Source organism: Anaerotruncus massiliensis (ex Togo et al. 2026) (assembly GCF_900199635.1).
Taxonomy (GTDB): Bacteria; Bacillota; Clostridia; order Oscillospirales; family Ruminococcaceae; genus Anaerotruncus; species Anaerotruncus massiliensis.
This window is the reverse complement of sequence record NZ_LT962687.1, coordinates 2,755,421-2,773,355: the sequence shown is the minus strand read 5'-3', so window position 1 is coordinate 2,773,355 and position 17,935 is coordinate 2,755,421. Positions and strand designations below refer to the sequence as shown.

At 65.1% G+C, this 17,935-nt stretch carries 16 protein-coding genes; 11 read left to right on the top strand and 5 right to left on the bottom strand.

Annotation, left to right across the window (positions count from 1 at the left end; translation table 11 throughout):
• Window positions 1-138: 138 nt before the first annotated feature.
• Entirely contained in the window at window positions 139-1,785 is a 1,647-nt protein-coding gene (locus tag C1A13_RS13255; RefSeq protein ID WP_101552781.1) for a WG repeat-containing protein, read from the bottom strand.
• 192 nt (window positions 1,786-1,977) lie between these two features.
• On the bottom strand, window positions 1,978-3,207 hold the full coding sequence (gene dinB / locus C1A13_RS13250) for a DNA polymerase IV (RefSeq protein ID WP_101552779.1): 1,230 nt from the start codon (window positions 3,205-3,207) through the stop codon (window positions 1,978-1,980).
• A 110-nt stretch (window positions 3,208-3,317) separates the two neighbouring features.
• Between dinB and C1A13_RS13245 the strand changes: the two genes are divergently transcribed.
• From C1A13_RS13245 to C1A13_RS13200, 10 genes are all read left to right on the top strand, one after another.
• Window positions 3,318-4,142, top strand: coding sequence for a 4Fe-4S binding protein (locus C1A13_RS13245; protein WP_101552777.1), 825 nt, complete (start codon window positions 3,318-3,320; stop codon window positions 4,140-4,142).
• Between the two features lie 164 nt (window positions 4,143-4,306).
• Window positions 4,307-5,146, top strand: coding sequence for an Mrp/NBP35 family ATP-binding protein (locus C1A13_RS13240; protein ID WP_101552775.1), 840 nt, complete (start codon window positions 4,307-4,309; stop codon window positions 5,144-5,146).
• Window positions 5,147-5,509: 363 nt separating this feature from the next.
• Window positions 5,510-6,055, top strand: coding sequence for a rubrerythrin (gene rbr / locus C1A13_RS13235; protein WP_101552773.1), 546 nt, complete (start codon window positions 5,510-5,512; stop codon window positions 6,053-6,055).
• A gap of 476 nt (window positions 6,056-6,531) precedes the next feature.
• Window positions 6,532-7,488: a substrate-binding domain-containing protein gene (locus C1A13_RS13230; RefSeq protein ID WP_172439290.1), complete on the top strand. Its 957-nt coding sequence runs from the start codon at window positions 6,532-6,534 to the stop codon at window positions 7,486-7,488.
• A 165-nt stretch (window positions 7,489-7,653) separates the two neighbouring features.
• A complete protein-coding gene (gene pstC, locus C1A13_RS13225) occupies window positions 7,654-8,523 on the top strand; it encodes a phosphate ABC transporter permease subunit PstC (RefSeq protein ID WP_101552771.1) in 870 nt (289 codons plus the stop codon).
• Window positions 8,523-9,416 (top strand): phosphate ABC transporter permease PstA, encoded by an 894-nt coding sequence (gene pstA / locus C1A13_RS13220; RefSeq protein ID WP_101552769.1) that lies wholly within the window; start codon window positions 8,523-8,525, stop codon window positions 9,414-9,416. Before pstC ends, pstA begins: the two co-directional genes overlap by 1 nt.
• A gap of 8 nt (window positions 9,417-9,424) precedes the next feature.
• Entirely contained in the window at window positions 9,425-10,177 is a 753-nt protein-coding gene (gene pstB, locus C1A13_RS13215) for a phosphate ABC transporter ATP-binding protein PstB (protein ID WP_101552767.1), read from the top strand.
• Complete coding sequence (gene phoU / locus C1A13_RS13210) at window positions 10,178-10,834, top strand: phosphate signaling complex protein PhoU (protein WP_101552765.1); 657 nt, start codon at window positions 10,178-10,180, stop codon at window positions 10,832-10,834. It begins immediately after the preceding gene.
• Window positions 10,835-10,856: 22 nt separating this feature from the next.
• Window positions 10,857-11,534 (top strand): winged helix-turn-helix domain-containing protein, encoded by a 678-nt coding sequence (locus tag C1A13_RS13205; RefSeq protein WP_101552763.1) that lies wholly within the window; start codon window positions 10,857-10,859, stop codon window positions 11,532-11,534.
• Between the two features lie 26 nt (window positions 11,535-11,560).
• Window positions 11,561-13,282 (top strand): sensor histidine kinase, encoded by a 1,722-nt coding sequence (locus tag C1A13_RS13200; RefSeq protein ID WP_101552761.1) that lies wholly within the window; start codon window positions 11,561-11,563, stop codon window positions 13,280-13,282.
• A gap of 145 nt (window positions 13,283-13,427) precedes the next feature.
• Here the strand turns inward: C1A13_RS13200 and C1A13_RS13195 are convergent, their stop codons facing one another.
• From C1A13_RS13195 to C1A13_RS14950, 3 genes are all read right to left on the bottom strand, one after another.
• On the bottom strand, window positions 13,428-15,989 hold the full coding sequence (locus tag C1A13_RS13195) for an ATP-dependent helicase (protein ID WP_172439289.1): 2,562 nt from the start codon (window positions 15,987-15,989) through the stop codon (window positions 13,428-13,430).
• A 297-nt stretch (window positions 15,990-16,286) separates the two neighbouring features.
• Window positions 16,287-16,865, bottom strand: coding sequence for a xanthine phosphoribosyltransferase (locus tag C1A13_RS13190; protein WP_101552758.1), 579 nt, complete (start codon window positions 16,863-16,865; stop codon window positions 16,287-16,289).
• Between the two features lie 84 nt (window positions 16,866-16,949).
• The gene (locus tag C1A13_RS14950) at window positions 16,950-17,195 is read right to left on the bottom strand and encodes a helix-turn-helix domain-containing protein (protein WP_172439288.1); all 246 of its coding nucleotides are present in this window, start codon (window positions 17,193-17,195) and stop codon (window positions 16,950-16,952) included.
• A 157-nt stretch (window positions 17,196-17,352) separates the two neighbouring features.
• Between C1A13_RS14950 and C1A13_RS13180 the strand changes: the two genes are divergently transcribed.
• A complete protein-coding gene (locus tag C1A13_RS13180) occupies window positions 17,353-17,901 on the top strand; it encodes a helix-turn-helix domain-containing protein (RefSeq protein WP_101552754.1) in 549 nt (182 codons plus the stop codon).
• The last annotated feature ends 34 nt before the right edge of the window (window positions 17,902-17,935 follow it).

The window sequence follows — 17,935 nt, the reverse complement described above, 5'->3', positions numbered from 1 at the left end:
ATGCACGGAACCGACTTCGGGACCGGCGGGCACGGATGGCGCCCCGCCTGGACCAAAATTTCACGGCGCTTTTCAAAAGCGCCAAAAAGGAAAGCCGCCCTTGCGGGCGGCTTTTTTTCTTTTTCTCAGCTTTCGGAACTAGGCGGGGAGGTTCACCTTGACGAGGCAGCCCTTGACGGTGCCGTCCGCGGCGGTATACTCCATGGCGCAGACCATGGTATCGGGGTTGTAGCCGATGAGGTCGCTGAAGACGGTTTTGAGCACGAGCTCGCCCTTGCGGTTGACCAGGCAGATTTTGCCGTCCTTCTGGACGAAGGCGACGTTTTTGCCGCTGATGAAGGGGGAGGCGTTTTCAAACTGCGCGTCGATGACGAACTGCCCGCGGTCGTTGGCAAAGCCCCACTTGCCCGAGGGGGTCAGGACGAGGTTAAGCTTTTCCCCGTCCGCGCCCGGCTGGACGTAGTGGTCGGTCGGGATGATGACGCGGCCCCGGCCGTCGACGATGCCGCTGTTAAAGGGGCCGTCGCCGCTTTCGAGGATATAGTAGCCCTTGTCGAGCGAGCGGGAGGTCGAGAGGGTGCCGTCGTACCGCGCGGGAACGATCTCGTTGCCCTCCTTGTCCATGATGCCGAACTTGCCGTTGCGCTCGAAGCAGGCGTAGCCGTAATCCCCGAAGCCCATGATGTAGTCATAGGAGGGCTTGACGGCGGGCTCGCCGCTGTCGATGTCGGTGATGACGCCCCAGCGGTTGTCCTTGCAGACGCTCGCGCTGCTTTTATAGAGGGTGATGTCGTCCCATTCGGGCTTGACGACCACCTTGCCGCGGTCGTTGATGATGCCGCGCTTGCCGTTCTGGGTGACCACCGCGTAGGAGCCGGTGAAATAGCCGATCTCGTCGTAGACCGGGTCGGTCAGGAATTTGCCGTCGCTGTCCGCGAGGCCCCACGCGCCCTCGTAATCAAAGGCGATCAGGTCGCGGCCCCCCTCGTTGGTGCGGGGGCTGGAGACGACCTCCATCCCGTCGCAGGCGAAGTTGGCGATGGGGGAGTACTGCTGGTTATAAAAGCGCAGCATCCCGTCCTTATAGAGCACGAACCGTTTTTTGAGCGCCGTGAAGTCGTCCCCGCGCTCCATCGAAAAGCGGGTGACGCCCGTGCGGTCGATCATCTCGACGGCGTCGCCCTTCTGCACCCTGTAGAGGCCGCTCCCGTCGCTGCCGCTGGCGCACCACACGTCGTCGTATTCAAACGGCACGAGCACGGAGCCGTCGGCCGCGTCGATCGCGCCCGCCTTGCCGTCCTTTTTGAGCGGCACCATGCCGTCGATCGAGTTCCAGCCCTCGATGCCGAGCTCGTATTCCACGTTGGTCAGCAGCCTGCCGTTCCGGTTGGCGACGGCGTATTTGCCGCCCTGCCCCAGCGGGAAGAAGTCGGCGGTCTGGAACTGCCGGTAGCCGCCCCGGTTGAGCGGGTAGTAGAGGTCGTACTGCGCGGGGGTGAGCAGGTCGACCGAATAGCCGGCGTCGGAGGAGGCCGGTTCGGCGGGCAGCTCGATCGCGCCGACCGTCGTCTGCGGGGGCTCGTCCGGCTCGGGCGCGTCGACGTAGGAGGCGTCCGCCTGCGGGGCGGGGTTCTCCCGGGAGTCCTCGTCCGCCGGGCCTGACGCCGGGGCGGACTCCTCCGCGGCGGAGGAAGCGCTCCCGCCGTTCTGCGCCTCGACGGGCGCGGCGGGCTGGCAGCCGGAGAGGGCCAGCAGCAGCGCCAGCAGCAATGCGGTCTTTTTCATATGACAGTCCCCTTTCTAGGGCGAATTCGCCGTCCGTGCGGGTTTCACAGGAACAGTGCGCAATTCCGGGCGTTTTCCTGCCCGCTCCCGCGATTTCCCAATTTCATTATAGCACCGCGCGTCCACAAAACATGGCGGAATTATGAACGAAGCCGCAAAAGATTCTTACGGCATTCTTACGGAAACGGGGCGTCATTCGTCCTTGTTCCAGCCCGCCCCGCCGATGCCGATGTCGTTGCCGAGCACCCCGGCGGGGCCGATGGCGTCCTGCCCGAACTTCTCGCGGATGCCGTCCATCGCGGCCTCGAGCCGCTCCCGCTTCTCCCGGCTCTCGTCGTCGGGCGGCGCGAAGAGGGAGAGCTGCTCCCCCGCGCCGCCGGCGTCGGTGAGGTTCGCGCCGGTGATCGTGATCATGCGGATGGGCGCGCGCAGGTCCCACGCGTCGCGGATGATCGAAAGCGCCGCCTCGGCGATCTCCTTTCCCAGATGGGTGGGCGCGGGCAGCGCGCGCTGGCGGGAGATCGATTTGAAGCCGGGGTCGCGGATGAGCACCTGCACCGTCCGGCATTTGACCCCGTGCCGCCGCATCCGGGCGGACACCGAATCGCTGAGGGTCAGGACCGCGAGGCGGATGTCCTCCAGCCCCACGAGGTTGCGGCGGTAGGTCATGCCGTTGCCGACCGATTTGATTTCCCGCGCGTCGTCCGCCGCGCGCACGGGGCTCATATCGAGCCCGTTGGCGTAGTCGTGGATCATCTCGCCCATCTTGCCCAGCCGCTTCGCGACGAGCGCGCGGTCGCAGGCGGCCAGCTGGCCGATCGTGCGCACCTGGAGCTGCGCGAGCGTCTCCTGCGCGGCCTTCCCCACGTAGAGCAGCGCGCCCACCGGCAGCGGCCAGACGATCCGGCGGAAGTTTTCGCGGGAGATGACGGTGGTGGCGTCGGGCTTTTTGTAGTCGCTGCCGAGCTTGGCGAACGCCTTGTTGAAGCTGACCCCCACCGACACGGTGAGCCCCAGCTCCTCCCGCACGGTCCGGCGGATCTCGTCGGCGATCTCCGGCCCCGTCCCGAAGAGGTTCTGGCTGCCCGTCACGTCGAGCCAAGACTCGTCGATGCCGAACGGCTCGACCTGGTCGGTGTAGCGCTGGTAGATCTCGTTGACCAGCCGGGAGTATTTGACGTACTCCCCCCGGTGGGGCGGCACGAGGGTGAGGCCGGGGCATTTGCGCTTTGCCTGCCAGATCGTCTCGGCGGTGGCCACGCCGAATTTTTTGGCCCGCTCGTTTTTGGCGAGGATGATGCCGTGACGGCTTTCCGGGTCGCCGCACACCGCCATCGGCACCCTTTCCAGCTCGGGACGCAGGAGCGTCTCCACCGAGGCGTAAAAGGCGTTGCAGTCGCAGTGCAGGATCACGCGGTCCATGAAATCCCCTCCCGGCGCTTGTTCGTTCAAAATGGTGGAAATCTTCGCGGTTTTGCGGTAAACTGATACGGACGGCACGGCGACCGCGCCGTTGAAATGAGGAAACGATCGTGAAAAAATACGGATTCCCGGCGCTGCTGTGGCTTCTGTTCGAGGCCGTCGCGGTGACCCTCTGGCTCACGCTCGGCAGCCGGTTCTACCTGTTCAATTTTACCTACATTGGCGCCTGCCTCGCGCTCGGCGTGTTTTTCTACGGCCGGCATGTCAAATACGCCCGCCGCCTGGTGCAGTTCGCCGTCGGCCTCTACATGCTGCTCTACCTCGGCGTCCTGCGCGGGGAAAACATGCAGATCGAAGGCTTTTGGTACTACCTTTTTTCCGGCGTGTTCGAGGCGGCGACCATCCACTACGCGGTTGCGAAAATCTTCGGGCCGCTCCTCTTCGGGCGGGGCTGGTGCGGGTACGCCTGCTGGACGGCGATGGTCCTGGACCTTTTGCCCTTCCGGGTTCCCCGGGGGCCCCGGAAAAAGCTCGGCTTTGTCCGGTACATCGTGTTCGCCGCATCCCTCGTCTTTGTGGGCGGCCTCTTCCTGCTGGGCGCCGCCGGCAGGGACAAGATCCTGTTTTGGAGCTTTCTCGCCGGGAATCTCCTCTACTACGCGGCTGGCGCCGCGCTGGCGTTCGGCTTCCGGGACAACCGGGCGTTCTGCAAATATCTCTGCCCGGTTACGGTTTTTTTGAAGCCGACAAGTTATTTTTCCCTCCTGCGCGTCAAGAATGATACCAGCCGGTGCGTGTCCTGCGGCCGGTGCAGGAAGGTCTGCCCGATGGACGTGGATATGGTGGACAACTCCCGCGGGCGGAAAAACGGCACCGAGTGCATCCTCTGCTTCCAATGCGTGGAGGAGTGCCCCCAAAAGGCGCTGCACATCTGACCCGGCCGCGCGCCGCCCGCGCCTATTATAGCACACTTTCGCGGAATTTTTAATTCTACCGTTTTGGTGGAGGACGTTGACAAACCCGCCCGCCCGCAATATACTGTTAGCTATGGTATTCGGGCCTGTTTTCAAACGGGGCCCTGTAAAGGAGTTCTGATTGCATGAGCGAATGTACACACAACTGTGAGTCGTGCGGCGAAAACTGCGCCGAACGGCAGATGAAGCCGGAGGATTTCCTCGAGAAGCCCCACGAGCTGAGCAGCGTCCGCAAGGTGGTGGGCGTGGTCAGCGGCAAGGGCGGCGTGGGAAAATCCCTGGTCACCTCGATGCTGGCGGTGCTGCTCAACCGGCGCGGCCACCACACCGGCATCATGGACGCCGACGTGACCGGCCCGTCGATCCCCAAGGCGTTCGGCCTGCATGAAAAGGCGTCGGGCATGGGCGAGGCGATCCTGCCGGTGCGCACCAAGACGGGCGTCGACGTGATCTCGATCAACCTGCTGCTCGAGAACGAGAGCGACCCGGTCGTGTGGCGCGGCCCGGTGATCGCGGGGGTGGTCAAGCAGTTCTGGACCGACGTGATCTGGAACGACGTCGACTTCCTCTTCGTCGACATGCCGCCCGGAACGGGGGACGTGCCGCTGACCGTCTTCCAGTCGATCCCGCTCGACGGGATCGTCGTGGTGGCCTCCCCGCAGGAGCTGGTCGAGATGGTCGTCGAGAAGGCGGTCAAGATGGCCCGGCTCATGAACATCCCCATTCTGGGCATCGTGGAGAACATGAGCTATGTCGAGTGCCCCGACTGCGGCAGGCGGATCAACATCTTCGGCGAAAGCCACGTCGACGAAATCGCGGCCCGCTACGGGCTGCCCGTGCTCGCCAAGCTGCCGCTCGACCCCGCGCTGGCGTCCGTCTGCGACAAGGGCGTCGTGGAGCTGTTCGAGGGCGACTGGATGGATTCCGCCGCCGACGCGGTGGAGGCGCTGGGGAAACCCTCCTGAAAGCGTTCCCCCCAGTGAACTTTCGATTCCGGCGTGGCGCCGCCCGTGAGGGCAAATAAAACGTTTCGCCGCCACTTGCCCTGCGGGCAAATGGTGTCCCCATTCGGGCCGTCGCTTCGCGACACCTTTTTAAAGGCGGCGGGTGAGAAAATGCCCGGCGTTCCGGAAGGAACGCCGGGCATTTTCGAGGGCGGAGCCCTTGACCCGGGCCCGCAGGCCCCGCTTTGGGAACCTTTTCCTTGCTTCTTTCTTTTGCGATAGAAAAGAAAGAAGGCCCCTCCCGCAAATTTTTCGCCCGCCCCGTATGAAACGGATCGCGCATGGGAATTCTATGGATAGAATTTTGGCAAAGGAGATTTGACCATGCAGCAGAAAATTTTAAAGGGTTCCAAAACCGAGGCAAACCTGCTGGCGGCCTTCGCGGGCGAAAGCCAGGCGCGCAACAAATACACCTTTTTCGGGGCGAAGGCGAAGGAGGACGGTTTCCAGCAGATCGGGGACCTCTTCCTCGAGACGGCGAACAACGAGAAGGAGCACGCGGAGATCTGGTTCAAGATCCTGCATAACGGCATGCAGCCGACGACCGACAATCTACAGGCGGCGGCGGACGGCGAGCAGTACGAGTACGAGACGATGTACCCGACCTTTGCGAAGGAGGCGCGCGAGGAGGGCTTCGACCGGATCGCGACGCTGTTCGAGCTGGTGGCGAAGATCGAGCAGGAGCACATGCAGCGGTTCCAGCACCTCAAGGGCAACGTGGACGGCAACACCGTCTTCCAGAAACCGCAGAGCGTCACCTGGATCTGCCTCAACTGCGGGCACATCTATGAGGGCACCACGCCCCCGCCCAAATGCCCCGTCTGCGAAAAGCCGCAGGCGTGGTTCCAGGTCAAGGCGGAAAACTACTGAGCACTCAAAAAAGGGGAACGGCCCGCGGGCCGTTCCCCTTTTTTATCTATCTGAAACTGCGCGCGAGGCGCAGGCGGACGTTGGTCTGTCCCGCCCGCCGGGCCGGTATTCCGGCCGCCCGGCGGGCTGACAGTATTGTATGAGGAGAAGAAAGAAAAGATCAGGATCGGTATTGGGAAAATACAGCTGGGTCTCGTCCCGATGGCATCCCGCCTTTCGTTTTGGAGTGGCTTCAGTATACCGGGCAGATGTGAAACCCGTTTGAAGATTTTTTGACATTTATCGGGGGATTGTCTGTCCAAATTGTTTCGTAACAATGAAGCCTGTCGGGTTCGCCAAACGGCAAGCCGGTTTTTTGGCGGTTTGCACATAATTTTACGCAGTTTTTACACGGCGCGGCTTGCGTTTTTACATGGGGAAGGTATTCTTATCGCGTACCTCAGGAACGGAACAACCAGTAAAGAAAGGTGAAAACAATGAAAAAGATTTTTGCGACAGCGCTTGCTTCCCTGATGATGCTCTCCGCGCTGGCAGGCTGCTCCTCCGCCCCCGTCGGCGAACCCGCCGCCCCGGACGCGGCGGCTCCCGCCTCCGGGACCCCGGCCTCCGAGGCCGCGCCGTCCGAGGCGCCCGCCTCCGACTTTGACGCCTCCAACCCGATCTCGGTCATCTCCCGCGAGCCCGGCTCCGGCACGCGCGGCGCCTTCATCGAGCTCTTCGGCATCGAGGAGAAGGGTGAGGACGGCACCAAGGTCGACCGCACCACCGAGGAGGCCACGATCGCCAACCAGACCAACGTGGTCATGACGACCGTTGCCGGCGATCCCTACGCGATCGGCTACATCTCGCTGGGCTCCCTCAACGACACCGTCAAGGCTGTGAAGATCGACGGCGCCGAAGCGACCGCCGCGAACGTCGCCTCCGGCGTCTACAAGGTCGCGCGCCCCTTCAACGTCGCGGTCAAGGGGGAGGCGTCCGGCATCGCGAAGGACTTCCTGGATTTCATCATGAGCGCCGAGGGCCAGCAGATCATTGAGGACAACGGCTACATCAGGGCCGCCGCCGACGCGGCCGCCTATGCGGGCGGCAAGCCCGAGGGCAAGATCGTCGTGGCCGGCTCCTCCTCCGTCTCCCCGGTCATGGAGAAGCTCAAGGAGGCCTACACCGCGTTAAATCCCGCCGCCGTGATCGAGATCCAGACAAGCGATTCCACCTCCGGCATGACCGCCGCGATGGACGGCACCTGCGACATCGGCATGGCCTCCCGCGAGCTTAAGGACGAGGAGGCCGCGGCCCTCTCCGCGACCGTCATCGCCAACGACGGCATCGCGGTCGTGGTCGCCCCCGGCAACCCGGTCGGGGACCTCACCAGCGCGCAGGTAAAGGAGATCTTCACCGGCGCGGCGACCGCGTGGAGCGCGGTGGCCGGCTGAGCCGGTTCCCGCTTCCGATAGAACGCTTTCTTCCTTTTCATTTCTTTCCTCCGGAAAAGGGCGGATGAGCATCCGCCCCTTTCCCATGCCGGGGACCGGGCGGGTTTCCCGCCCGGCCGCCCTCCGCCAGACCGCCCCGCGCGGGCAGCAAAGGAGACTTCGCCGATGTCCGGTAAAATCAAGGAAAAAGGGATGGAAATCCTCTTTTTGGCCTGCGCGCTCGCGTCGATCGCGGCGGTGGCCGTGATCTGCCTCTTCCTCTTCATGGGCGGCATCCCGGCGATCGGGGAGATCGGCGCGGGGGAATTCCTGCTCGGGCGCAAGTGGGCCCCCCAGGACGTGCCCGCCTCCTTCGGCATCTTCCCGATGATCCTCGGAAGCGTCTATGTGACGGGCGGCGCGATCCTCCTCGGCGTGCCGGTCGGCATCCTGGCCGCCGTCTTCCTCGCGCGGTTCTGCCCCCGCCCCGCCTACCGGGTGCTGGGGCCCGCCGTCCAGCTGATGGCGGGCATCCCCTCGATCGTCTACGGCTTTTTCGGGATGGTGGTCATCGTCCCCTTCATCCGGGAGCATTTCCGGAGGCTCGGCGCGGTGAACGGCAGCAGCATCCTGGCCGCCTCGATCCTGCTGGGGATCATGATCCTGCCGACGGTCATCGGCGTGTCCGAATCGGCGCTGCGCGCCGTGCCGCAGAGCTACTACGAGGGCGCGCTCGCCCTGGGCGCGACCCATGAGCGCGCCGTCTTTTTCGCGGTGCTGCCCGCCGCCAAAAGCGGCATTCTCGCGGGGGTGGTGCTCGGCGTCGGCCGCGCCATCGGCGAGACGATGGCGGTCATCATGGTCGCCGGCAACCAGCCGCGGATGCCGGCGGGCCTCTTCAAGGGGGTGCGCACGCTGACGGCGAACATCGTCATGGAGATGGGCTACGCCTCGGGGCTCCACCGGGAGGCGCTTATCGCCACCGGCGTCGTGCTCTTCGTCTTTATCCTGCTCATCAATCTCTGCTTTTCGCTGCTCAAAAGGAGGATGGACTGATGCGCGACATCCACGGCCTCCCCGCCGTCAACCGCGTGAGCCTCCGCCAGCGGGCCCGGTCCTACCTGCGCCGGCCCCTCTCGCTGCTGCTCTTCCTGCTGGTCGGGCTCGCGGCGCTGCTGACGGCCGCGACGCTGCTCTTCATCATCGGGTACATCCTCGTCAGGGGGGCGCCCCACATCACCCCCTCCCTCTTTGAGCTGACCTACAACTCGGTCAACGTCTCCCTCTTCCCGGCGGTCGTCACGACGGTGATGATGACCCTTCTCTCGCTGCTCATCGCCGCGCCGCTGGGTATCTTCACGGCGATCTACCTCGTCGAATACGCCCGCCGCGGCAACCGGCTCGTCGGGCTGGTGCGGATCACCTCCGAAACGCTCAGCGGCATCCCCTCGATCGTCTACGGGCTCTTCGGGATGCTCTTCTTCGTCACCGCGCTGCACTGGGGCTTTTCGCTCCTTTCGGGCGCGTGCACGCTGGCGATCATGATCCTCCCGCTCATCATGCGCACCACCGAGGAGGCCCTCAAATCGGTGCCCGACTCCTTCCGCGAGGCGAGCTTCGGTCTGGGCGCGGGCAGGCTGCGCACCGTCTTCAAGGTGGTGCTGCCCTCGGCGGTGCCGGGGATTCTGGCGGGGGTGATCCTCGCCATCGGCAGGATCGTCGGCGAGACGGCGGCGCTCATCTATACGGCGGGCACCGTCGCGCAGATCCCGGGCGGGAAGGACGCGCTCTTCCTGTCGGGGCGGACGCTCGCCATCCACATGTACGTGCTCTCGAGCGAGGGGCTCCACACCAACGAGGCATACGCGACGGCTGTCGTGCTGCTGGTCACGGTGCTGCTCATCAACACCCTCTCGGCGGTGGTCGCCAGGCGGCTTACGAAAGGCTAGGGAACAGGATGAAGGACAAATTTCAAATCGAGGGCCTCGACCTCTTTTACGGCGACTTCCAGGCGCTTAAAAACGTGGAGCTTTCACTCGGGGAACGGGCGATCACCGCGTTCATCGGCCCGTCGGGCTGCGGCAAGTCGACCCTGCTCAAATCCCTCAACCGGATGAACGACCTCGTGGAGGGCTGCCGCATCACCGGGCGGGTGCTGCTCGACGGGGAGGACGTCTACGGGGACATGGACGTGAACCTGCTGCGCAGGCGGGTGGGGATGGTTTTCCAGAAGCCCAATCCCTTTCCGATGAGCGTCTACGACAACATCGCCTACGGGCCGCGCACCCACGGCGTCCGTTCCCGCGCGCGGCTCGACGGGATCGTGGAGAAATCCCTGCGGGACGCGGCGATCTGGGAGGAAGTGAAGGACCGGCTCAAAAAGCCGGCGCTCGGGCTGTCGGGCGGGCAGCAGCAGCGGCTGTGCATCGCCCGCGCGCTGGCGGTCGAGCCGGAGGTGCTCTTGATGGACGAACCCACCAGCGCCCTCGACCCGATTTCCACTTCCAAGATCGAGGACCTTGTGTTAGAATTGAAAAAGAATTACACGATCATCATCGTCACCCACAACATGCAGCAGGCCACCCGCATTTCGGACGAGACGGCGTTTTTTCTGCTGGGCGAGGTGGTTGAGTTCGGCGCGACCGAAGACCTCTTCTCGATGCCGAAGGACAAGCGCACCGAGGACTATATCACGGGGAGGTTCGGATAGATGAGGAACCGGTTTGACCAGGAGCTTTCCGCGCTCAACAACGAGCTGATCGAGATGGGCGCGCTCATCGAGCGGGCGATCGACGACGCCTCCCGCGCGCTGCTCGAAAAGGACCCCGCGCTCGCCCGGCAGGCGATCGGGCAGGGCGCGCGGGTGGACGAGAAGGAAAAGCAGATCGAGCGCCGCTGCCTGCGGCTGCTGCTCCAGCAGCAGCCGGTCGCGGCCGACCTGCGGATGATCTCCACCGCGCTCAAGATGATCACCGACATGGAGCGGATCGGCGACCAGGCGGAGGACATCTCCGAGATCGCGCTCCGCCTGATCGACGACGGCTGCGCCGGCTCGCTCGAGCACATCCCGCAGATGGCGTGGGCGACCGTCCGCATGGTCACGGGGGCGGTCGACGCGTTCGTGGCGCGCGACCTCGACCGGGCGCGGGCGGTCATCGCCTGCGACGACATCGTCGACGACCTCTTCAACCAGGTGCGGGACGATATCGTCCGCCTCATCCGGGAGGACGGCGCGGACGGGGAAGAGGCGATCGACCTTGTGATGGTCGCCAAATACTTCGAGCGGATCGGCGACCACGCGACCAACATCGCCGAGTGGGTGGTCTTTTCGATCACCGGCGAACACGGCAACGAGCGGGTCATCTGACCCGGAAACGGAGGGGACTTGAATGGCCGCGAGGGTCTATCTGGTGGAGGACGACGAGAGCATCCGCGAGCTGGTGCTCTACGCGCTGGTGAGCAGCGGCTATGAGGCGCGCGGCTTCGAACGCGCCGACGCGTTCTGGGAGGCGTGCGACGCGTTTGCGCCTTCCCTCGTGCTGCTCGACATCATGCTGCCGGGGGACGACGGGCTGGCCATCCTGCGCCGCATGAAGGAATCGGTGCGCACGGCGGACATCCCCGTCATCATGCTGACCGCGCGCGCCACCGAATACGACAAGGTGAAGGGCCTCGACGCGGGCGCCGACGACTACGTCACCAAGCCCTTCGGGGTCATGGAGCTGCTCTCCCGCGTGCGCGCGGTGCTGCGCCGGGCGGGTCCCGGCGAGGAGCCCGCGCCGCTCCTTTACGGGGAGGTCTCCCTCGACCCGGGCAGGCGCGCCGTCACGGCCGCCGGGGAGCCGGTCGCCCTCACCTACAAGGAGTTCGAGCTGCTCGCCTTCCTGCTCAAAAACCAGGGCCTCGTGCTCACCCGCGAAAAGATTATGGAACGGGTGTGGGGCTTCGACTACGAGGGGGAGAGCCGCACCGTCGACATGCACATCAAATCGCTCCGCCATAAGCTGGGCGCCTGCGGGGAGATCATCCGCACGGTGCGGGGCGTGGGCTACAAGATCGGGGAATAGGCGCGCGGCGCCAAAAGGAGACCAAGATGAAACGGAACGTATATTGGAGCCTGTGCGCCGCGGCGATCGGCATGGCGCTGCTCACGGCGGCGCTGACCCTCTGGTCGGCCCACGGGTTGCTCGTGCGGCAGGTGCAGCAGGAGCTGCGCGACGAACACAAGCTAATCGCCCGGTCGGTCGCCTACACGGGAGAGGAGAGGCTGGACTACCTCTCCAGCCTGGACATCCGGTTCGATAGCTTCCGCGTCACCCTCATCACCCCGGAGGGCGGGGTGCTCTTCGACTCGGACAACGACCGCGCGGGCATGGAGAACCATCTCGACCGCCCCGAGGTGCGGGAGGCGCTCAGCGTGGGCAGCGGCGAGGACATCCGCCGCTCCGAGACGATGGGGCTCGACACCTGCTACTACGCGGCCGCCCTGCCCGACGGCAGCGTCCTGCGCGTCTCCAAGCAGACCCGCAGCATCGGCGCGGTCTTCGCGGGGGTGATCCCGCTCATGGCGGGCATCGTGCTCGTCACCCTGCTGCTGAGCATGCTGCTGGCCTCCCGCCTGACCCGGCGGCTGGTGCGGCCGGTGGAGGCGCTGGCGGAGGACCTCGAAAACACCGACAGCCTGCGCGGCTATGAGGAGCTCGAGCCCTTCTACCGGAAGCTGCGCGAAAAGAACCGCCTGATCGGCGAGCAGATGGAGCGGCTGCGCGCCGAGCGCGACACGATCAAAACGATCACCTCCAACATGAAGGAGGGGCTGCTCCTGCTCGGCCGGGAGAAGGAGGTCCTCTCGGTCAACGCGGCGGCCCTCTCCCTGCTGGGAAGCCCGGCGGGGGAATACGGGGGGAAAAACGTCCTCGTCGTCACCCGCGACGCCGAGCTGGGCGCGTGCATCGAGCGCGCGGCCGGCGGCGAAGGCGCCGACGTGGTCCTCGAACGGGACGGGCGCGCCTGCCACGCCTTCGCCAGCCCCGTGCGGGAGGACGGCGGACAGGTCGCGGGCACGATCGTCCTGTTGCTCGACGTCACCGAGCAGCAGCGGGCGGAGCAGGTGCGCCGCGAGTTCACCGCCAACGTCTCCCACGAGCTCAAAACCCCGCTCACCTCGATCTCCGGCTTTGCCGAGATGCTCCAAAACGGCATGGCCTCCGGGGAGGAGGACGTCAAGCGGTTCGCCGGGCGGATCTACAGCGAGGCCCGCAGGCTGATCGCGCTGACCGACGACATCATCCGCCTCTCCCGCATCGAGCAGTCGGGCGCCGTCGAGGACGAGCCGGTCGAGCTGCGCGCCCTCTGCGAGGGGGCGGCCGAGGCGCTGCGCTTCCCCGCGGAGCAGAAGCAGGTGGCGATCGCCGTCTCGGGCGATCTCGTCACGGTGCGGGGCAGCCGGCAGATGCTCGACGAGCTCGTCTGCAACCTCGCGGACAACGCCGTCAAATATAACCGCCCGGGCGGCCGCGTCGACCTGAGCGTCCGCCGCGAGGGAGACTGGGCCGCCGTCACGGTGGCGGACACCGGCATCGGCATCCCGCGCGAGCACCAGGCGCGCATCTTCGAGCGGTTTTACCGCGTGGACAAGTCCCGCTCCAAGCAGACGGGCGGCACCGGGCTGGGCCTTTCGATCGTCAAGCACATCGTCGAGCGCCACGGCGGCTCGATCTCGCTCGAATCCGCGCCCGGCGCCGGCACCTCCGTCACCGTGCGCCTGCCTTTCTCGGGGGGCTTTGAAAAGCCCCCTGAAACCCGAAACCTTTGATTCGGGCAGTGCTCCCGGCGCGCCCGCAGGCGCGGAATCCCCATCCTTCAGGCGTGTTTTTCGGTTCCTTTTTACAGGATAAAAAGGAACATCGGAAAGGGGGCCGCTTCCCGGCTGGGAAGCGGCCCCCTTGGCGTCCTCTTTTTCACCCCAGCATCCCGAGGAAGCGGCTGGGCTTGGATGGGTAGTTGTTCATCCCGCAGCGCGACCAGGTGAGGAAGAGCTTTTTCCGCGCGCGGGTGATCGAGACGTAGAAGACCCGCTTCTCCTCCTCCAGCTCGCCCGACCTGGCCGCCTGGAAGGTGGGGAAGACCCCCTCCTGCAGGACGGGCAGGAAGACGTAATCGAACTCGCACCCCTTGGATTGGTGGGCGGTGATGACCGCGACCTTGTTGGCGGAGCGGCTCATGCGGTCGAGCTCGCTCGACGAGAGGGCGGAGAGCTCGAGCAGGGCGGAGAGCTGCCGCGCGGGCGGCTGGGCGGGATCGCAGAAGTCGTCCGCGAAGTCGAGGAAGAGCTGCAAATTCGCGCGCTTTTCGGGCGCGCCGTCATAGAGCTCCCACACCCCGAACCGGTCGAGCAGCATCCGCGCGGCGGCGGGCCCGCCGAGCCCCTCCGCCTCCCGGCGGGCGGTCTCCACGAGGGAGGCCGCGCCCGCGAGGCGGGGCAGGTATTTCGCGTAGAAGGCGCGCCGCGCCTCCTGCCCCGGCAGGAGGTATCCCTTTACAAGCGCGCAGAGCACATCGGCGGTGGCGAGGATGTCGTCCATCGCGTTGTGGGTGGGGTCGTTTGCCGCGCCGAGCGCCGCCGCCACGGTCAGGAGCTTGTGGTTTTCGAGGTTTTTGAGGTAGCGGCGGGAGAGGTCGAGGGTGTCGTACCAGACGTTGCCGAACTCTCCCGGCGCGCCGCTGCGCGCGAGGTTCCGGCGGGTGATCGCAACGTCGAAGGCGACGTTGTGCCCGACGATCACACACCCCTCGCAGAACCGGAGGAAATCCCCCAGCGCCTTCGCGGGGTCCTCCCCGCGCTCCGCGAGGAAGCCGTCGGTAAAGCCGTGGACCTTTTCGGAGTCCCCGACCGGCCTCGACGGCCGCAGAAACCGCTCGAACCGCTCGGAGACATTCCCGGCGGGGTCGAGGCGCACGGCGGCCATCTGCACGATCTCGTCGGAATAGACGTCGGTGCCGGTGGATTCCACGTCGTAGACGACGACGCGGCCCTCCGCGAGCGCGTCGAGCAGCGGGGAAAAGAAGTCGCCGGTATTTCTGGTGCGCGGGTCGAAAAAGTCGGCGAGCGCGGCCCCGCCGCCCTCGCGGTAGTTGGCGGCGACCGCGCCCACCGTCGCGGGGCCGACCCCCTTGACCAGCCGCTTGAGCACGCGGGCAAGCGCCTCCCCGTCCCGGGGGTTCGCGGCGACGGAGACGCAGGCGAGCGCGTCCTTCACCTCGGCGCGCTTGAGCAGCCGCAGCTCGTCCGCGAGCATGAACCGCACGGGCGGCAGGCTGTCGTCGAGGCGGCTGGCGCGCAGGATGCCGCACACGTCGGCGCAGACCTTGTTGGTGCGGGTGATGATCGCGGCGCGGGAAAAGTCGGTGAGCCCGAGGGAGGCGATCTGCCCGTAGATCCAGTGGATTTCGTCGGCCGGGGTGTCGAAGGAGCGGACGACCACGTCGCCGCCGAATTCCACATGCCCCCCGCCGCCCGGCCCCCGCCCGAAGGCGTTCGCGAGAAAGGCGTTCCCGGCGGCGAGCAGGCCGGGGCTGCTGCGGTAGTTGACGGTGAATTCAATCACGCGCGGATGGAATTCCTCGGTAAAGCGCGCGATAAGCGCGCCGGGGTCGGAGCCGCGCCACTGGTAGATCGTCTGGTTGAAGTCGCCGCAGAGGAGCACCCGGGCGTTCCCGCAGAGCTTGGAGAGAAGCCCGTATTCCGCGAGGCTCACGTCCTGCACCTCGTCGACGTGGACAAAGCGGAACCGCTCCCGCCAGAGGGCGGAGGCGCGCGGGTCGGCGAGCAGCGCAAAGGCGCGGATGAGCAGGTCGGAAAAGTCGAGCAGGCCGTTCGACAGGAGCTTCAGGTTGTAGAGGCGCACGACCGACGCGCCGTATTTGACGAGGAAGCGGTGGAATTTGGGGTCGAACCGGCGGTCGGGGCCGACGCACACCCGCTCGACCTCCTCCCGCCGGTGGACAAACGCCCACGCCGCGGCGGCGGAGCAGTCCTCCTGCGGGCGGGCGAGCCAGCAGTCCTTGACCAGCCCGGTGAAATCCTGCAAAACCCGCAGCGCCTGGTCGCCCGGCTCGCGCCCCACCACCTCGAAGACGACCTCCCGGAGGATCTCCCGCGCGTCGTCGGCGTCGCAGACGGAAAAGTCCGGCCCCACGTCGGTGAAAACGCCGGGGGTCTCCCGCAGCAGCCACGCGCAGAAGGCGTGGACCGTCTTGACCGTCACGCCGCGCGCCGCCTCCCCCGCCATCCGCTCCACCCGCTCGGTCATCTCGCGGCAGGCGCGGTTGGTGAAGGTGAGGCAGAGAATCTCCTCCGGTTTTGCCAGCCCACCGGAAAGCAGGTTCGCCACCCGGCAGGCAAGCGTGTTCGTCTTGCCGGTGCCCGCGCCCGCGAGCACCAGCAGGTTGTCCGTAAAGGTTTCGGCGGCGATCCGCTGCTCGTCGTTGAGCGTGAACGCCGGCGCTGTGACCGCGGGCATCATAGGCCCCCCTCCGAAAGAAATGCGAGCCCGCCGCGAGCGCGTCGCGGCGGGCCCCTGTTCTTTTTTTTCTTGAAAAAGAACCACAAGGGGCTCCGCCCCTTGACCCCGCCGCCTTTAAAAAGGTGTCGCGAAGCGACGGCCCGAATGGGGACACCATTTGCCCGCAGGGCAAGTGGCGGCGAAAATTTTTGTCTGGTGAGTTCATTATCTCACGGGACGCGCGCGCGGAGTGGAAAGCGCCGCGCCTGCATCAAAAGTTTTGAGGGGTCCAGGGGAACTTTTTCAAAAGTTCCCCTAGTCTCTAAACGTAACCGACCCCGTTTCCGGGTCCATCGCGTCGACGATGGCGAGCGATTCCACCCGCACGCCCCGTCCGCGGATGAGCTCGCCGCCCTCCTGGAAGCCCTTTTCGATCACGATGCCCGCGCCCACAAGCGTCGCGCCCGAATCCTCGACGAGCTGGCAAAGCCCGTTGAGCGCGCTGCCCTTGGCGAGGAAGTCGTCGATGAGCAGGACGCGGTCCTCGGGGGAGAGGAACTTTTTGGAGACGATGATGTCGTAGACCCGCCCGTGGGTGAAGGACTCCACACGGGTGGTGTAGACCTCGCCGTCGATGTTTTTCGACTGGCTCTTCTTGGCGAAGACCACCGGCACGCCGAACTGTTCGGCGGTCAGGCAGGCGATGCCGATCCCGGACGCCTCGATGGTCAGAATCTTGGTGACGCCGCAGCCGGCAAAGCGGCGCTTGAACTCCTTGCCGATCTCGGCAAAAAGGGCCACGTCCATCTGGTGGTTGAGGAAGTTGTCCACCTTGAGGACGTTGCCGGCCTTGACGTGGCCGTCTTTGAGGATGCGCTGTTTCAGCAGTTCCATAGCGGGTTCCCTCCTAAATTCGACACGGTTCGTTGTCAACAGTTTAGCGCATCCCGCCGATTTGTTCAATGGGGAAAGAGAATTTTATTGCCCCATCCGCTCGTCGACCCGCCGGAAGACCTCGTAAGGCGTCACGCCGAACGCATCGGCAAGCCCCATGATTTTTCCAGCGCCGACCCGCCCCACGTCGGTGCCGCGTTCGAGCTTGCGGATGAGCCGCTCGCTCATCCCGCTTTCCCGCGAAAGCTCCCTCACGCTCCATCCGTGTTCCGCCCGCAGCTCCCGCAGCACCTCCGCCAGACATAAATAAAACCGTTCCTTGTCGGTCATTTTTTCATCCCTCCCGCGGTCATCATAGCACGAAATTTTTGCGGGCTCGGGTTTTGGCCCAATATGAATCAAAAAATTTTCCTTGCCATTTACCCTGTTAAAGTGTAAAATATGGGATATCCCTTTTCGCACGACTTTTGAAAGAAGGAGGAGCATCATGAACGACCAGATCAAGCAGATTGCCCAACGCATCCGCGAGCTGCGCGAGATCCTCGACGTAGACGCGGCCGACCTTGCAAAGCAGGTGAACGTATCGGTAGCGGAGTACAACCAGTACGAGAACGCCGAATCCGACATTCCGATAGGAGTGATCTACGCGGTAGCGGCGGCGCTGAACGTCGACCCCACGGTGCTCCTGACCGGGGACGCCCCCCGCATGAGCGACTACACCATCGTGCGCCAGGGGCGGGGCGTGTCGGTGGAGCGGTACAAGGGCTACAAATTCAGTTCTCTCGCCTTCAACTATATCGGCCGCCAGTTCGACCCGATGGTGGTCGATCTGGAGCCGATGGAAAATCCCCCCGAGCTCGTCGTGCACGGCGGGCAGGAGTTCAACTACGTCTTAAAAGGCACCGTACAGCTGGTAATCGGTTCCCGGGAATTTCTTCTCGAGGCCGGCGACAGCGCGTTCTTCAACCCGATGACGCCGCACGGACAGCGCGCCGTGGGCGGCCCGGTAAAATTCCTGACCATCATCAACGAATGAACGCGGACCAGAGAATTTAAGAAAGCGGTGCAAA

Bases quoted from the DNA above. Each gene is read 5' to 3' on its own strand.
- pstA (WP_101552769.1), top strand. From the start codon at position 8,523: ATGCGCGACATCCACGGCCTCCCCGCCGTCAACCGCGTGAGCCTCCGC.
- C1A13_RS13190 (WP_101552758.1), bottom strand. From the start codon at position 16,865: ATGGAACTGCTGAAACAGCGCATCCTCAAAGACGGCCACGTCAAGGCC.
- C1A13_RS14950 (WP_172439288.1), bottom strand. From the start codon at position 17,195: ATGACCGACAAGGAACGGTTTTATTTATGTCTGGCGGAGGTGCTGCGG.
- phoU (WP_101552765.1), top strand. From the start codon at position 10,178: ATGAGGAACCGGTTTGACCAGGAGCTTTCCGCGCTCAACAACGAGCTG.
- pstC (WP_101552771.1), top strand. From the start codon at position 7,654: ATGTCCGGTAAAATCAAGGAAAAAGGGATGGAAATCCTCTTTTTGGCC.
- C1A13_RS13255 (WP_101552781.1), bottom strand. From the start codon at position 1,785: ATGAAAAAGACCGCATTGCTGCTGGCGCTGCTGCTGGCCCTCTCCGGC.
- C1A13_RS13230 (WP_172439290.1), top strand. From the start codon at position 6,532: ATGAAAAAGATTTTTGCGACAGCGCTTGCTTCCCTGATGATGCTCTCC.
- dinB (WP_101552779.1), bottom strand. From the start codon at position 3,207: ATGGACCGCGTGATCCTGCACTGCGACTGCAACGCCTTTTACGCCTCG.
- C1A13_RS13240 (WP_101552775.1), top strand. From the start codon at position 4,307: ATGAGCGAATGTACACACAACTGTGAGTCGTGCGGCGAAAACTGCGCC.
- rbr (WP_101552773.1), top strand. From the start codon at position 5,510: ATGCAGCAGAAAATTTTAAAGGGTTCCAAAACCGAGGCAAACCTGCTG.
- C1A13_RS13180 (WP_101552754.1), top strand. From the start codon at position 17,353: ATGAACGACCAGATCAAGCAGATTGCCCAACGCATCCGCGAGCTGCGC.
- pstB (WP_101552767.1), top strand. From the start codon at position 9,425: ATGAAGGACAAATTTCAAATCGAGGGCCTCGACCTCTTTTACGGCGAC.
- C1A13_RS13200 (WP_101552761.1), top strand. From the start codon at position 11,561: ATGAAACGGAACGTATATTGGAGCCTGTGCGCCGCGGCGATCGGCATG.
- C1A13_RS13205 (WP_101552763.1), top strand. From the start codon at position 10,857: ATGGCCGCGAGGGTCTATCTGGTGGAGGACGACGAGAGCATCCGCGAG.
- C1A13_RS13195 (WP_172439289.1), bottom strand. From the start codon at position 15,989: ATGCCCGCGGTCACAGCGCCGGCGTTCACGCTCAACGACGAGCAGCGG.